Below are 15,104 nucleotides of genomic sequence, written 5' to 3' on the forward strand. Positions count from 1 at the left end.
AGTGTAGAAATACGCTAATGCCAACTATTCTCAATATTGAGTTCCGAAAATGGCTAACCTCAGTAAACACCTCGTTCTACAATGATCATATAGCCCATTGAGCAGATGAACTGCTCGTTAAGATTGTGCAAGCAAGGACAGCATCATGCTTATACACCCCTACACGTCATTGACGTTTGAGCAGTGTCAGAAAGCGCGTATGTCACGTGATAGCCGTTTTGATGGTCGATTTTATATTGGTGTTAAAACAACCGGTATTTTCTGCCGACCAATATGTCCAGCTAACTTACCGAAAGAAGAGAATGTCGAATATTTTACGGACAAAACTCAGGCTATTAAGGCAGGTTATCGCCCTTGTTTGCGCTGCCGACCTGATAGTGCGCCTGGTTCGTGGGCCTGGAGAGGAGTAGAAACCACGTTTCAACGCGCTATCTCTATGATTGATAAGGGGGAGTTGCATCATCATTCGGTGTGTGAACTAGCAGAGCGTGTAGGAATATCTGATCGTTATTTGAGAATGTTGTTCGAACAGTACCTAGGTATGTCGCCCAAGCAATATGCTCAATATCAGCAATTGATGTTTGCCAAACAGTTACTGCATTCGAGTTCGATGTCTGTTACAGAAGTGGGCTTTGCCGCAGGTTTTAACAGCACGCGCCGGTTTAATGATGCTTTTCAAAAGTTTCTCAAATTGACACCGTCTCAGGTTAGGCGTAATGAGTTTGAAAAAATGGAAACGAATCGGATCGTGTTACCGTTTCGCGGCGAATTTAATTGGCAGCATATGTTGGACTTTTATCGTTTAAGGGCGATAGAGGGCGTGGAAGTACTAACGGAAAACAGTTACAGCCGTACGGTTTGTATCACAGGAAGCAAAGCGTGGTTTAAAGCGACGAAAGGTGAAAGCCATCTCGAACTGGATTTCGAAATTGAAGACGTCGCCAAATTACAGAATTTGGTGACCAGTGTTCGCCGAATGTTTGATCTTGACGCTGATATTTGCACGATAGAGCGGCATCTCAGTTATGTTGCCCCTGGGGTTGTAAAGAGTAGTGGTATTCGGATACCTGGCGTGTGGAGTACATGGGAAGCGGGCGTTCGGGCAATTTTAGGCCAGCAAGTTTCGGTTAAAGCGGCGATTGGCCAGTTGAATCTGCTGGTAGATAAACTCAGTGCAGAAGGAGAAGTGAGTTATTTTCCTGAACCAATTGACATCGTGAATGCGGACGTGGGTTTTTTACGCATGCCTCAGAGTCGAAAGAATACGTTAGTGACCTTTGCGCAATATATGTTGGATAATCCACAAGCGGAACCACAGCAATGGTTAAAACTTAAAGGTATTGGGCCCTGGACGGTGAGTTATGCCGAGCTTCGGGGAGAGTCTCACCCTGACTGTTTTTTGCATAACGACTTAGTCGTAAAAAAGGCAATGCAGCGCTTCCCGTCTCTCAATAGCCATACCGCGTCACCTTGGGGAAGTTACGCAACTTTTCATTTATGGAATCAATCATGAAAACAATCTATACCGAAATGCCCAGCCCGTTAGGCACCGTGACGATACAAGCTAACTCTGACGGCTTACTTGGTATTTGGTTTGAAACCTGTACAACAAAACCGGATGATTTGGGTGAGCGCGATGATCGCCAGCCAATCTTGCATCAGGCCGTTGTTCAGTTAGGGGAATACTTTTCTGGGTTAAGGAACGAGTTTGATCTTCCCTTGGCGGCCTCGGGGACGGATTTTCAAAACCAGGTCTGGCATTCACTAACAACCATTCCATACGGAGAAACCTGGAGCTATCAACAGCTTGCGGATTCAATAGGCAATCCTAAGGCCGTGCGTGCCGTAGGGTTGGCCAACGGGAAAAATCCAATTTCTATCGTCGTTCCCTGTCATCGTGTCATTGGTAAGAGTGGGAAATTGACGGGCTATGCGGGTGGCGTTGAGCGTAAGCAGAGGTTACTGGCTTTGGAGCAGGGCAAGCCTCTTTGATTGAGATGAGAGCGTTCTCAGACTGAACCGAACTTAAGCTTACTTACTTTTATTGAGTATAAAAAAGCCCCGAGACGTTGGCTCGGGGCTTTTTCTATTTCTTCAGGCATTGTCAGGCGATTATGCTTCCTGAGGTTTGGGTTGGTAACGGCCAGGTTTATGATTCATGGCAAGAATCAAGTTGATAATCACAGCCCCCATTACAGATAGAGCGATGATGTAAACATCCACGATAAACAGAGACATGATGACAATGGCACAATCCAACGCCATCTGTACTTTACCCGCCCGGATTCCGAAGCGTTCCTGTAGATACAGCGCCAGAATGTTAAAGCCACCAAGGCTCATTTTATGGCGAAAGATAACCAACATTCCGATACCGATCAGTCCACCACCCAGAAGTGCCGCATACACCATATTGATTCTTGAAATTTCAATCACTTGATGCAGATGGTCTACCGCGAAAGAGACAATCGTCACCGCAATAAAGGTATTGATGGAAAATCGCCAGCCCATACGTGTTACAGAAAGAATGTAGAACGGGAGGTTGAGTGCGAAAAAGATTTGACCAAAACTGAAATCACTCACTTTGGTGAGGAATATCGCTAAACCTGCTGTGCCGCCAGTCAGCAGTCCAACTTTGCTGAAAATGATAACCCCCAAAGACACCAACGCACTGCCAAGCGTCAGAGCCAAGAGGTTCTCTCTAAAGCTATGATCTTTATCCATAAAAGTTTTTCCTTGGTTTAAACCCTTCCAGCCACATTGGCAGCTGGAGTCGGGGATGCGGTCGCCAAAGTGGCCACCAAAATATTTGCAATAGTATTGATATAACCTGATGACGTTATGCTGCTGCGTGAGATAGGGAGGTTGGCAATACTTCAGAAAAACACGCCATCGTTAGCCTCCCAATTGTCACTAAAACCGCTTAAGTCTGGGTTACTTGCGCATAAAATGTCTTGAAAAGTGACCAATGTCGAGTTTTCAACAAACATTGAATTTTTGTTAGCCTGTTTAACATAATGTACACGTTGTAAAGTTGAGCTAGAAAAAGAAAGGAAAATCATGATAAAGCGAGTTGGACCAACTGAAATTAACCCTATGCACAGGCTGAGTTGTCATTGTGGAGCAGTAGAACTAGAGCTTTCACTACCTAATGGCATTGAAAAACCAAGACGATGTGATTGCTCTATGTGCCGCCGGCGTGGTGCTATTGTGGCTTCTGTCCCCCTAAGTGGCATTCGAATTGTTAAAGGAGAAGAAAAGCTTAAGCTTTATCAGTTCAATACCCTTACCGCAAAACATTACTTCTGTAGCGAATGCGGTATTTATACCCATCACCAGCGTCGCTCAGACCCTACTGAATATGGTTACAATGTCGGGTGTCTTGATGGTGTAAATCCATACGATCTAGGTGATATTGAAGTGATGGATGGCGTGAACCATCCATCAGACAGATAGCGTTACTGAAACAAGCCACCATTCATCCAGACATGTGCAGCGATGCTGGTGGCGTAACCCAGAGCAATCACCGGTGTCCACTTTAAGTGGCCAAAGAAAGTGTATTGACCACGTGCTGCGCCCATTAACGCGACGCCAGCGGCCGAACCGATAGAGAGTAAACTACCACCAACACCCGCAGTGAGTGTGACCAGCAGCCAGTTGCCGACAGACATATCAGGCTGCATGGTTAATACGGCAAACATCACTGGAATGTTATCCACGATGGCTGAAAGTATGCCAACCATTACGTTCGCCCACATTGGATTCCATTCGGTGTACATCACATGAGAAACCAGCTCTAAATAACCAAGCAAGCTAAGCCCACCAACGCACATTACGACTCCGTAGAAGAAGAGTAAGGTATCCCACTCCGCACGTGACACACGATGGAACACATCAAACGGCACGACGGAACCGATACGTTTCAGAGCCTGCTCGTCGCCATTCGCAATCGCGATTGCCGTTTTTTTCGCTAAAGACTGCTTGAGTGTCCGACGTAGGAAATAGCCAAAAAATTGCAGGTAAGCCAAGCCCATCATCATGCCTATCACAGGAGGGAAGTGCAGCACGGCATGGAAAGAGACGGCGGTAGCGATGGTCAGAATGAATAACAGAACAATGCGTCTTGCTCCGCGTTTCAGCTCCACGTGCTCATGTTTGGTATTGGGTTTGGTGTTTGGTACAAACAGCGACATCAAAAAGGCTGGGACTAAATAGTTGACCAAAGAAGGGATAAACAGAGGAAGAAATTCAGAAAATCTGACGTGACCCGCTTGCCAGACCATTAACGTTGTAATATCACCAAAAGGGCTGAATGCACCGCCCGCGTTGGCGGCGATGACGATATTGATACAAGCCAGATTGACGAATTTTGGGTTGTCGCCAGAGACTTTCATTACTACAGCACACATCAACAGTGCCGTCGTTAAGTTATCTGCGATGGGTGAAATAATGAATGCGAGGAAACCTGTCAGCCAAAATAGCTTTTTAAAGCCGAAACCCTTACCCACCATCCACGCTTGTAAAGAGTCAAAGAGTCTTCGCTCTTCCATGGCGTTGATGTAAGTCATCGCCACTAATAGAAATAGCAGCAATTCTGCGTATTCAAGCAAGTTGTGCTCTAACGCAGCTTTAGCGACATCCTGTTGGTTGTGTTGAGTAAAGGTGTACCCGATCAGAATCCAAATTAACCCTGCTGCAAGCAGCACAGGTTTGGATTTTCTCATCTTGAGATACTCTTCCAGCATAACCAGAGCGTAAGCAATAGAAAACAGAACTAGAGCGGTATAGCCAACGGTAGAATTAACTAGGTTGAGCTCGCTGGTGACCGCAGCCATGCTGGAGCTTGAGAATAACAAACAGCAGAAAGCCACAATTGGGTAAATTGGCATAGACATTTCTCCCTTGTCTTGTTGGAGAAATAGTAGCCATAAATTAAGAGGTTAGTTGTGAGAAAGCTCGAATTAACGTTAGGAACCGGGCGTTATGCCACTATTTTCTTAGTGACACGATACCCGCTACGCAACATAAAATCGCTGCGGCATACAAACCGTAAGTCAGCCAATGGCTTATTTCTAAAAAAGGAGTGACTCCTTGAGATGCCCACATACAGCCTCCGTTAAATGAGCAGTGTTTTATTTATTGGGTAAATCTAAAGGAAATGCTCAATGTTTTTTGTGAGTATCGACAAAATTATTGAGGCTCATAGCGCTAAATTATAGTCAGTGAGAGCTCACTCTCATTTTTGTTTGGCTTGCCCCAACGAACGTGTCAGAGCAAGCTATGGCTCGCATCTAATTGATTTATCTTAGTAATAGTTTTCTGAGTGGTGAAGCCTCAATACTTTTGACTAAAAGCAATGTGGCGACAATGGTGGTTGAGTAAATGAAAACATCTTTAACTAAACCTTGTAATAGGAGAATGCCTGCTACATTCATCATGATAATTACCACCAGTAAGTGGCTAACGTAGATACCTAAGATGCTCGGTGACCACTTGTGCACCCATGACATATTGCCAAAATTGGGGTTAGCAAGTAGCCACATGAAAATACCAAGTGACCAAATAACGGTCCCAAATAAGAAATCATGAGTGTTAAACATAACGTTGTGTTGCATCAGTCGATTGGCTTCTGCAAAGTGAAGCCCCAAACCAATCACCATCAGGAATAAGGCTTTGCTGCTAGACCATTGCCATTGTTTCTCTCTGGCGAGATAACCCAGTACAACCAGTAATGTACTAAAGAAAGGGCCATTGCGAGTGAAAAAGGGAGCTGGCAGTTCAGTTAATGTAGAGTAACTTCCTGCTAAAACTCCATACACGTAAAACAATAAAGCGATAGGAAGTAGGAGTCGTGACTGCCCAGCTTTGACCAGAAAAGCGATAAGTGTCACGGCTATCAGGAGTGCCGGCAGGAACCACAAGTGAACCAAGCCCCCTTCTAGCAATGAGTTAATCGGGGATTGCATCAGATAATCCCAGTAACCTTGTCGCTCTGCTAAATAACCCGCTTCAGAGACAGTTTGCCATCGGAACGGTACGACTAGGCAAATTACACTCCACACCACCCAGATCCTGATTAACGGTTTGGCGTAGCTCTTCAGTGTTTTAATTGGATTGGTACTGAGTTTGGGCTGAATCAAATAGCCAGAAATAAGGAAAAACAAAGGAACCGCAAAACGTGACATCTGGTTAATAATGTAACCGACCCAGGGCACCTCTCCCCATTGCCAGTATGTGAGAGCCATTTGACAGTGAAGACCAATTATCGCCAACATGGCGATGATTCGGGCAAATTCTAAACTGGCGATCTTCTTTTTGGTTGTCATAAATTACTTACCTGAACATAAAACTATTCAGCGAAAGTAACAGTTCCCGAATAACGGTGTACGTGAAGAAATCAACTCATGCTCTCTTGGTGACAGGTAATGTTTTAAATTCAGACGTGGTTCAAGCTTCTCATTTATATACCTATCACGGAACTCAATATACCGATCGTTGCAATTGTTCTTGCCAATGAATGGTTAGACCAGAACACTAAACCTTGCATAAAAGAACGACCGTGCTAAAAATACTGTTATGAAAAAAGGAAAAGTAACGAAAGAGTTTATTCTGCAAAGAGCCTTTGAGATTGCCAGTGAACAGGGGCTGGAAAGCCTTACCATTGGTGAACTGGCAAAGCTGTGTGGGATGTCGAAAAGTGGCCTGTTTGCTCATTTTAACTCTAAGCTGAATTTGCAGCTTTCGGTACTCGAGCACGCGAATCAAGTCTTTACTTCTCGGGTGATAGAACCTGTTCGGGAGCTAGGGGATGACCACATAGAGAGAAAAATTCGTGGGTTGTTAGATTCATGGATGACTTGGAACCATTCTTTTCAGGGTAGTTGTATGTTTCTTGATGCCTGGAACGATACTGCAGCGGATGATTGTCCGTTACAAGTGGCATTGAGAAAGTCGATCAATACATGGTTGAACTACTTAGAAATACAAATCGCGAAAGGTAAAGATAATCGTGAGTTCTCAAGTGATTTAGACACCAAGCAGGCAATCTTTGATTTGTACGGGCAGTATCTAAGCGCGCATGTGTTTTATTCGATTAAGGGCGAGGCAGAGAGTCAGAGACTGTTCTGGCAAGGGATAGATAACTTGCTTGCTCGCTGGAAGGCGTAAGTATCCCGTTTCCAGTTTGTTAAAACACAAACACATTCAAAACTTTAGAGAGGGCGACAGAGTTCGCTCTTTCTTATCAGCACAAAAAGCACGACCGTTCTATTTTGTGCTGCTAGTTAAGGGAAAGATCATGAGCGACAAAATTTACTTTAATACATCGCAGCGCTTTAGCGTTAAACGTAGCTTGGTTAATATCAGTACCCGCCTACATCACACTCTGGCACCGTCACACGCCAAAAGTACTGCAAGAAAGCTTCTTCTTACGCCTGTTCGTACTAAACCGAAAAATGCGGATCCTCAAGGTTTGGTCAAAGGGGAGATCCAAGGGTTTGATGGTGTGATTAAAACCTACTCACTTGGAACTGGCCCTATTTGGGTTCTGACTCACGGTTGGTCGGGAACCGCGAGCCAGTTTTTTCCTCTGATGGAACATATCGCCGCGAAAGGCTTTACCGCACTGGCTTACGACCATCCTGCTCATGGTGAGAGTGAAGGTCGGTATGGTCACATTCCCGGTTTTATTCGTGGTCTTGAAGATGTGTTGGATTCGGTTGATGACATTGCGGGAGTAATTGGTCACAGCATGGGTACCGCTTCTGCACTGGAATGTCGTCACAGCAAACTGGAGAATAAGCCATTTTTGCTCATCGCGCCTGTTCTAAACTATGTAGAAAACCTGTTTGGCAGTATCGCGCGCTCGGGCTATTCCATGAAACTGTTCAATGCAGTGGTGTCAGAAGTAGAAGCGCAGTTTGATTACCCGTTACAGTCAATTGACCCACTAAAACGCCTTTCTGAGCGTGAGTCAGTGACGATTATTGTTCACGATGAGCAAGATAAGTTCACTAAACACAGTATCTCAGCAAAAGCGGCGGAGGACATCGCCAATGTTGAGTTGGTCACCACGCAAGGTCAAGGCCATGGCCGAGTCATGAAGTGCGAGCAAGTGTTCCAAAGTTTTGACCGCTTAATCGAATCTAAAGCGTAGTGATTTTATAAAAATAAAGGACAAGGAAGCGAGTGCTGCTCTTGTCCTTTATACATCATGGTTATGCTTTAGCTTTGTAGAAAGTAGCCTGGCTAGTGCGGCTTAGTTGCAGTTCGCTGTGCCTACTTGTTTCCAAACACCCCATTCACCTGTCGTTGTTGGGTCCTCGCCGCGAGTCCACCACTTCGCCTCCCAAGTACTGCCAGCATGCGTCACCTGATCACCCCCTGTGTAAACCGCATCTGAATCCCAAGCGTTATCACATGTGCCCGTATTTGGATCTGTGGTGTATTGTGCAACGACTATGGTTGTACTTGCGGTCGCGGATGCTTCACCGTCACTCACACTCACCGTGAAGTTTAGGCTGGTATCCTGGGAGTACTCAGCAGCAGTAAAGGTCACTTTCGCACCTTCAACGGTCGCGTTTAAACCTTGTGGTAGCGTCCAGCTAAATGTGAGTGTGTCGTTATCCGCGTCGCTAGATCCCGACGCGTCTATAACCACAACCTCACCTGCATTCGCTGTTGCTGGAGCGGTGATTTGTGCAACTGGCGCTGTGTTTTGAGGTGGTTCGATAACGCCTGCTGGCTTCACGGTGACCACAACAAGATCAGAAGCGGTTGCACCTTCGTTATCTGTTACTGTGAGTTTGAACGTCAGTTGTTCTTCTGCGGTTACTTCCGCCACATCGAAGCTTGCGCTCGCACTATTTGCTCCGGTCAGGGTTACTGCCGTACCCGATATTTGCTCCCAAGCGTAGCTGGCGATCGTACCGTCAGAATCGGTGGACTGGCTGCCATTTAGCGTCACGGTTGTAGGACCTGCTACGGATTGATCTGCGCCAGCGGTTGCTGTTGGAGCGCGGTTTGGCTGCTCAATAACCGCACCAGACATACCTTCGTGCATGGCATTGAGGATATCGCCGTTATCTGCATCAATCTCCCAGGAGAATAGACCCGCAAGCCCAAGCGTTTTAGCGTAGTTGCCTTTTGCTAGTACGGAACGGTGGTCATCAAAAGTAATCAGCTCGCCCGTTGAGCGGTTCCATACCCACGGCGCTTCTGCCAGATCATCGTAACCGTATTCAAAGCCGTTGATCCCAGTGCTATTCGCTCCAAGCATGAATGACTTAATGCCTTTGTAATCGATAACGCCAGCTTCCCAGACACCTTGTGTGGTACTGCCTTTTAGCTTGCCAGTTGCAGTACCTGTCATTGGATCATTTGGATCGGTTAGAGTGTCCGGTGTTACCCCTTCCCAGCCACGACCGTACATAGCAGTGCCGAGTACGAGCTTGTTGGCAGGGACACCTTGGGCGAGAAGAAGCTGGATACCGTTGTCTGCAGTATAGGCTGGCCCTTTGAACGGTTCGCCGTTTTCATCAACACCACTGCCATCACACTGGCCTGGGCGCATGAACGAACCGCAGTAAAGGGCGGTCTGATGCCCCGGTACGTTGTTCCAACCGCCATAGAAGTCGTAGGTCATCGCGAAAATGTAATCCATGTATTGGACTGCGTCCGCGTAGTCAACGTCTTCGATCTTGTCGTAACCCACACCAATGGCTGAAGTGAGTTCGTATGTTCGGCCTGTCTCTGCCTCTAACTCATCCAACATTGCACGCAGTTCACGCATTAGAGCAACATATGCGGGGCCATCGTTGACGGGGTCGCCTCGGTCTGTCGCTGCACCGCCGCCGCCAGGGAATTCCCAGTCAATGTCGACGCCATCGTAAAACTTCCATGTGTTGAGGAATTTTTTAACGGAAGCCACAAAGGTGTCTCGATTGGCTTTATCGACGAAATCAAAGAATGGATCAGACAGAGTCCAACCACCAATCGATGGGATGATTTTCAGCTCAGGGTTACGTTGTTTCAAGGCCATCAGCATTGCGTAGTTACCCTTGATCGGAGTGCTGTATTCATGACCGGCTTGTGGGAAGCTCTTTTGGTACGCTGCCCATGGATCATGGATAACGACTTCATAATCAGGTACGCCGTTACAGGCGGTTTGCAAGGCGTTAAAGCTATTCCCGCCAACGGATTTAACGGATTCATTAGGGCCACAAATTGGGATGAAGCCGTAAAGGATGTGGGTTAGGTTGTCTGCCGGAATATTGTCGACGGTGTAGTTACGGCCATAAATGCCCCACTCAACAAAGTAAGTCCCCATCACCACGCTAGGGTCTGTGCTGTAAGATTTGTTGTTTGGATCCACATTCATCGTAAGCGGTTTTAAGTGCGAGCCATCAGTGTCAGCGATGGTAATTTCAGCTGGTGCACTTCTCGCACAACCTGTTTCATCACACGCTTCGATCTCCATCTGATACAAACCGCCTTGACCATATTCGAACTGGGCGGTGGTTTGGCTACTGGTAATGGTGCCAGTGGCAACTTGGGTACCATCAAAGTAGATGTTGTATGTGTCGCCCGTCGAGCCGCTCCACTGGTTGAATGTCACCGCAATTTTTGCTTGGTCATGGTAGGTCACCATATTGTGGTAACCGGATGTGGTTTCCATGGCCAATTCAATTTTAGAAAACTGAAGGTTGTTAGATCCATATAGATCAATACTTGGTGCAGTTGGAGCAGCGACAGTCGCTCCGGATAATGCCAAAGCAACGCCTGCGGCACATAGGTTAAATCGAATCATAACTTCTCTCTATCCTTAGATTCATGTTCTATCACAAACACAATCTGCTCTTACGCCAAAGTCCGGCACCACCTGCAAAAGCATCACGTTTAGCATTTCAGAGAGTTTTTTTTCGTCAAAAAAAATCAAAGCGTTTTTCGAGTCACTTGAGAGAAGTTAAATAAAACTCGTACGCTGTTACACGTGAAATACAATCTTGAGTCAATAATCTAAAAATATTCTGCAGAAGCAGTATTTATCGTTTACGCACTTAAAGAAAAAACAAAATGAAGCGTATTTATTTGTCTGAATATCTTGGGAATTATTGTATCTAAAGGCGTAAGAGAGTTAGGGTTCAGGTGCCACATTGCCAATTTTTTATGCCTAAATAATCACCGGTTTTGATGTGCTATGCATGATAAGAAAACCTAGTTATGAACCTATTTGTCACTAATGTTTAATTAGAAGGCTTTATGGGCTTGAGTCGTGGAGAAAAACAGGGTAAAAAAGGTCAGATTTTTAATGAGGGAACTGATAATGAGTATCAAGGAAAACAGCTATTTTGCAGGCGGTGTGAAGTCACTAGGTTTTAGTCAACACGAGCAAGAAGTGAGTGTCGGAGTGATGCTTCCAGGAGAGTACACGTTTGGTACACAAGCTCCAGAACGCATGACAGTAGTGAAAGGTGCCCTTATTGTTAAACGTGTAGGTGAAACTGACTGGACAACATACAACAGCGGTGAGTCTTTTGACGTTGAAGGCAACTCATCGTTTGAACTACAAGTTAAAGATGCGACAGCGTACTTGTGTGAATATCTATAAAACACCGTCTTGAACCGTGAATAGAAGCCACCTTCGGGTGGTTTTTTTGTGTGTATACTTAGGGTCTGTTGACCTTTCTAGCTGATTTTTGCAGCAGTTGCTGCCCAAAGGGTTCGGCTAAAAGCGCTATACTCTTTGTTGAGAGGTGCTTTACTTAGAATGACTAAGCTACAAACCTCTCGCCGCGATTAAAGCGCTTTTATCTCGAACAAAAATTAACCACGAAAGATAAACAGACCCTAGAGAGTACTCATCAATCCAAGGAGGAAATGATGTCAGTACAACGCAAACACACTGATCTCCCTCCACGTTACGAGGCTAAGGATTTTACTACAGAGCAAAGACGACGCTTCACAGCAGTGGCGAATGCTGCGCAAAAGCGGCGAGATTTGTATAAACGAGTATTAGATAACGAGCTGGTGGGTAAATTGAGTCAACAAACCTGCAAACCTAACGAGGCTCCACATCAAGGAAAAACCAGACGCGCAAGCCAAGTCATCTGGTTAGTGGTTATCCTGCTTGTTGGTTTATGGGCGACGTATTGGTTCGCTTATTAGTATTCTATAAACGTTCACTCGACGAGCTAATAAACCTCTCCGATTTCTGGTTGGCGCAACTGTTGGGTGCTCAATTCTTCCAACTGCACACAATCTTCATAGTAGGCGTACTGATTTTTTCCGGTGTGTTTTGCTACATACATGGCTTTATCTGCACATCGAATCAGTTCCGATAAGTCGTTTGCATCTTGTTTATAAATCGCCGCCCCGACACTCATCGTGATTTCATTAATGAGGTCGTAATCTAGAGAGCGGTTTGAGAATACATTAACAATGCGTTTTAACACTTCGTCCAAACTTTCTTTGTTAGGCACATCGTGTAGTAGCAGGACAAATTCATCACCGGCAAACCGAGCGATAGAATAATCATTCTTCGGGGGAGTGTGGCCAGCTAAGTGAGCGCTCTCTTTCAATCGAGATGCAAATGTCTTTAGAACGTGATCACCAACGTCATGGCCATAGTTGTCATTGATGAGTTTAAAGTTGTCGAGATCGAGGAAGATAACGGCGGTCAAACCTTTGGTTTGATAGCGATCGATTTCGCTCAGTTTTTGTCGTGCCCAAGTTTCAAAGCTCCAGCGATTGGCCAAACTGGTCAGTTGGTCAAAATAGGCCAGTTCTTCAATGCCTTCTCGATAGAGGACTTGAATGTAATTCAAAACCTTGGCGTAGTAATAAGAAAATGTATGACAAACAAAGCTAATCGCAATCAACGTCAACATAAACCGACGCTCAATCATAGGAGTGGCGGTTGGTAATCTATCCAGAAAAGCGATGCCGAAAAAAATAAAGAGTATATAGGTACAGCTAAAGAGAAGCCCAACTTTAAACTCGTTGATAAGAATGAGTGTCGCGACAATTGGATACAGCCACAAGATCTTCCCTGAAGGCGCGTCATTAAACAGTAGTAACAGCAAACCTTCTAGCATGAGTACTGCGCTTAAAAGTAGATCGGCATACTGGTGATGCTTTTGTACTTTTATCATGTAGCAAATCGCAAAGCAGGCAAGCGCAGATAAAGCATGGAGCAAACACAGCCCCCAGTGCTGCTCAAATGCTTGAACAATCGCACCATAGACTAGACAAGTGGCGGCGATGCTCGAACATATAAAAACAATCTTCTTTTTTCTCGTTGCGCGGATATCCGCCATCTCTTCTAAGCGTGCCCCTGCCAATGTCGACATCTTGTATCCCTAACTTTATAGTTTTAACTCTATTCTAGTTGTTAACTGAGCGATAGATAGAATAAAAGTTCGGCTAACTGTGAAGTAAATCATTTTGAATATGGCGATGAGTAATTGAATTAAAAGTAGATTTTCGAGGCGGCGATGATGTTTCACGTGGGTCATACGCTCTTCAGCTATTGTTTTTTGTATACGTCGAGAAAGTGCCTTTCATATCGTCAATGAGTGACCGTGAGATAAGAAAAATATTACTCATTTCGACGAAATTTTGTTGCTGTTGTGACCGGGATGCGAATAAAATTTGCGCATAGCAACTTTTCGCCCATTTCAAGTATGAATGGCTATTTTCTTAAACTGCTTCACAGTTTCCTGTGAAGCAGTTTTTCATTGTGTGAAGGTTTACAACTATGCCTAAGAGCCAGAACATCAACCAGCGCATGTCCATCGTGACACTCGCTTGGCCGATACTCGTGGAAATTTTGCTAAGGACGGCTTTAGGAACCAGTGATGTATTTATGCTGAGTGGTTACTCAGACAAAGCGGTATCAGCTGTTGGGGTTATTACCCAGTTGACGTTTTTTCTCATCATTGTTTCAACATTTGTGAGCAGTGGGACGGGCATCTTAATTGCACAATACAATGGCGCTGACCGTGAGAAAGACTCGGTTGATGTTGGTGTCGCGAGTGTTGTGCTGTCAGTGATTGTGGGGATTTTCCTCAGCGTGATAGCGGTACTTGGTGCGATATTCTTTTTGCCATATTACGGCCTTGAAGCCCAAGTGGAAGAATACGCGCGCAATTACTTGTTGATCAGTGGCTCGCTGACATTCAATGTCACCATTGGCATCGTACTAACCACGATTCTGCGTAGTCACGGTTTTTCGCGCTCACCAATGGTGGTTAACCTGCTCAGTGGCGTGCTAAACATTGCAGGTAACTACATCGCGTTGTATCAGCCGTTTGGTTTACCCGTTTATGGCGTAGAGGGCGTTGCCGTTGCGACCGTCGTGAGCCAAGTCGTAGGAACATTGATGTTGTTGGTGGTTGTGGCGCGTTCAAGCATCCAGTTACCAATGTCGACCATGAAAAAAGTGCCGGCGGACATCTATAAAAAGATTTTGAAGATTGGCGGCATGAATGCCGGTGAGGTGTTGTCTTACAACATTGCGCAAATCTGTATTGTGTACTTTGTGGTACAGATGGGCACGGCTTCGTTGGCGGCATTTACCTATGCGCAGAATATTGCGCGTTTTTCTTTTGCTTTTGCACTAGCGATTGGTCAGGCAGCGCAGATTCAAACCGGTTATTACATTGGTAAAGGTTGGGTGAGCAGCATCCTGAAGCGTATTCAGATTTATTTCTTGGTGGGCTTTGTTGCTTCTACCGTTGCCACGACCGTGATCTACGTATTCCGAGAAGATATTCTCCGCGTGTTCACTGATCAGCCTGAAATCCTTGCTCTTGCTGGCTCATTGGTTCTGGGGTCGATCCTGTTAGAAGCTGGACGTGTGTTTAACCTGATCTTCATTGCCGGTTTAAAAGGTGCAGGTGACATTAAATTCCCGGTGCAAATGGGTATCGTAAGTATGTGGGGCTTAGGCGTGTTGTTCTCTTACGTGCTTGGTATTCACATGGGCTACGGTGTAGTGGGAGCCTGGATGGCAATCGCTTTGGATGAATGGGTTCGTGGCATCATCATGGCGAGACGCTGGCGTTCACAAGTGTGGACGAAATTTAAAGTCAGTTAAATGCGTCATA

Annotated in this window: 13 protein-coding genes; 8 read left to right on the forward strand and 5 right to left on the reverse strand. The window is 45.5% G+C overall.

The window, feature by feature from the left end; translation table 11 throughout:
* Positions 1-145 precede the first annotated feature (145 nt).
* Together V1U08_RS06185 and V1U08_RS06190 are read left to right on the forward strand one after the other, a co-directional pair.
* Positions 146-1,513 carry a DNA-3-methyladenine glycosylase 2 family protein gene (locus tag V1U08_RS06185; protein WP_330470189.1) on the forward strand — a complete coding sequence of 456 codons (1,368 nt, stop codon included), beginning with the start codon at positions 146-148 and terminating at the stop codon, positions 1,511-1,513.
* Positions 1,510-1,992, forward strand: a complete 483-nt coding sequence (locus tag V1U08_RS06190; RefSeq protein WP_330470190.1) for a methylated-DNA--[protein]-cysteine S-methyltransferase — start codon at positions 1,510-1,512, stop codon at positions 1,990-1,992. Before V1U08_RS06185 ends, V1U08_RS06190 begins: the two co-directional genes overlap by 4 nt.
* 120 nt (positions 1,993-2,112) lie before the next feature.
* On the opposite strand, the gene V1U08_RS06195 is transcribed toward V1U08_RS06190, so the two are convergent.
* On the reverse strand, positions 2,113-2,721 hold the full coding sequence (locus V1U08_RS06195) for a YitT family protein (protein ID WP_014233451.1): 609 nt from the start codon (positions 2,719-2,721) through the stop codon (positions 2,113-2,115).
* 336 nt (positions 2,722-3,057) lie between these two features.
* Here V1U08_RS06195 and V1U08_RS06200 point away from each other — a divergent pair, with 336 nt between their 5' ends.
* Entirely contained in the window at positions 3,058-3,453 is a 396-nt protein-coding gene (locus tag V1U08_RS06200) for a GFA family protein (RefSeq protein WP_330470191.1), read from the forward strand.
* 2 nt (positions 3,454-3,455) lie between these two features.
* Here the strand turns inward: V1U08_RS06200 and nhaD are convergent, their stop codons facing one another.
* On the reverse strand, positions 3,456-4,886 hold the full coding sequence (gene nhaD / locus V1U08_RS06205) for a sodium:proton antiporter NhaD (RefSeq protein WP_014233453.1): 1,431 nt from the start codon (positions 4,884-4,886) through the stop codon (positions 3,456-3,458).
* Positions 4,887-5,297: 411 nt separating this feature from the next.
* Positions 5,298-6,323, reverse strand: a complete 1,026-nt coding sequence (locus tag V1U08_RS06210) for an acyltransferase (protein WP_330470192.1) — start codon at positions 6,321-6,323, stop codon at positions 5,298-5,300.
* A 250-nt stretch (positions 6,324-6,573) separates the two neighbouring features.
* On the opposite strand from V1U08_RS06210, the gene V1U08_RS06215 reads away from it, so the two are divergent.
* The gene (locus V1U08_RS06215) at positions 6,574-7,164 is read left to right on the forward strand and encodes a TetR/AcrR family transcriptional regulator (RefSeq protein ID WP_329354522.1); all 591 of its coding nucleotides are present in this window, start codon (positions 6,574-6,576) and stop codon (positions 7,162-7,164) included.
* Between the two features lie 130 nt (positions 7,165-7,294).
* The gene (locus tag V1U08_RS06220) at positions 7,295-8,152 is read left to right on the forward strand and encodes an alpha/beta hydrolase (protein ID WP_239950767.1); all 858 of its coding nucleotides are present in this window, start codon (positions 7,295-7,297) and stop codon (positions 8,150-8,152) included.
* Positions 8,153-8,254: 102 nt separating this feature from the next.
* On the opposite strand, the gene V1U08_RS06225 is transcribed toward V1U08_RS06220, so the two are convergent.
* Complete coding sequence (locus V1U08_RS06225; protein WP_330470193.1) at positions 8,255-10,804, reverse strand: glycosyl hydrolase family 18 protein; 2,550 nt, start codon at positions 10,802-10,804, stop codon at positions 8,255-8,257.
* Positions 10,805-11,320: 516 nt separating this feature from the next.
* Between V1U08_RS06225 and ppnP the strand changes: the two genes are divergently transcribed.
* Positions 11,321-11,605: a pyrimidine/purine nucleoside phosphorylase gene (gene ppnP, locus V1U08_RS06230; RefSeq protein WP_014233458.1), complete on the forward strand. Its 285-nt coding sequence runs from the start codon at positions 11,321-11,323 to the stop codon at positions 11,603-11,605.
* Positions 11,606-11,877: 272 nt separating this feature from the next.
* Positions 11,878-12,162, forward strand: coding sequence for a hypothetical protein (locus tag V1U08_RS06235; protein ID WP_330470194.1), 285 nt, complete (start codon positions 11,878-11,880; stop codon positions 12,160-12,162).
* 26 nt (positions 12,163-12,188) lie between these two features.
* On the opposite strand, the gene V1U08_RS06240 is transcribed toward V1U08_RS06235, so the two are convergent.
* Positions 12,189-13,346 (reverse strand): GGDEF domain-containing protein, encoded by a 1,158-nt coding sequence (locus V1U08_RS06240; protein ID WP_330470195.1) that lies wholly within the window; start codon positions 13,344-13,346, stop codon positions 12,189-12,191.
* A 407-nt stretch (positions 13,347-13,753) separates the two neighbouring features.
* Here V1U08_RS06240 and V1U08_RS06245 point away from each other — a divergent pair, with 407 nt between their 5' ends.
* Entirely contained in the window at positions 13,754-15,094 is a 1,341-nt protein-coding gene (locus V1U08_RS06245; protein ID WP_330470196.1) for an MATE family efflux transporter, read from the forward strand.
* The last annotated feature ends 10 nt before the right edge of the window (positions 15,095-15,104 follow it).

This window comes from Vibrio sp. YYF0003, assembly GCF_036350715.1.
In the GTDB taxonomy this organism is placed as follows: Bacteria; Pseudomonadota; Gammaproteobacteria; order Enterobacterales; family Vibrionaceae; genus Vibrio; species Vibrio natriegens.

Excerpts from the sequence above, each read along its gene's own strand:
- V1U08_RS06235 (WP_330470194.1), top strand. The coding sequence starts at position 11,878 with ATGTCAGTACAACGCAAACACACTGATCTCCCTCCACGTTACGAGGCT.
- ppnP (WP_014233458.1), top strand. The coding sequence starts at position 11,321 with ATGAGTATCAAGGAAAACAGCTATTTTGCAGGCGGTGTGAAGTCACTA.
- V1U08_RS06240 (WP_330470195.1), bottom strand. The coding sequence starts at position 13,346 with ATGTCGACATTGGCAGGGGCACGCTTAGAAGAGATGGCGGATATCCGC.
- V1U08_RS06190 (WP_330470190.1), top strand. The coding sequence starts at position 1,510 with ATGAAAACAATCTATACCGAAATGCCCAGCCCGTTAGGCACCGTGACG.
- V1U08_RS06220 (WP_239950767.1), top strand. The coding sequence starts at position 7,295 with ATGAGCGACAAAATTTACTTTAATACATCGCAGCGCTTTAGCGTTAAA.
- V1U08_RS06225 (WP_330470193.1), bottom strand. The coding sequence starts at position 10,804 with ATGATTCGATTTAACCTATGTGCCGCAGGCGTTGCTTTGGCATTATCC.
- V1U08_RS06245 (WP_330470196.1), top strand. The coding sequence starts at position 13,754 with ATGCCTAAGAGCCAGAACATCAACCAGCGCATGTCCATCGTGACACTC.
- nhaD (WP_014233453.1), bottom strand. The coding sequence starts at position 4,886 with ATGCCAATTTACCCAATTGTGGCTTTCTGCTGTTTGTTATTCTCAAGC.
- V1U08_RS06210 (WP_330470192.1), bottom strand. The coding sequence starts at position 6,323 with ATGACAACCAAAAAGAAGATCGCCAGTTTAGAATTTGCCCGAATCATC.
- V1U08_RS06215 (WP_329354522.1), top strand. The coding sequence starts at position 6,574 with ATGAAAAAAGGAAAAGTAACGAAAGAGTTTATTCTGCAAAGAGCCTTT.
- V1U08_RS06200 (WP_330470191.1), top strand. The coding sequence starts at position 3,058 with ATGATAAAGCGAGTTGGACCAACTGAAATTAACCCTATGCACAGGCTG.
- V1U08_RS06195 (WP_014233451.1), bottom strand. The coding sequence starts at position 2,721 with ATGGATAAAGATCATAGCTTTAGAGAGAACCTCTTGGCTCTGACGCTT.
- V1U08_RS06185 (WP_330470189.1), top strand. The coding sequence starts at position 146 with ATGCTTATACACCCCTACACGTCATTGACGTTTGAGCAGTGTCAGAAA.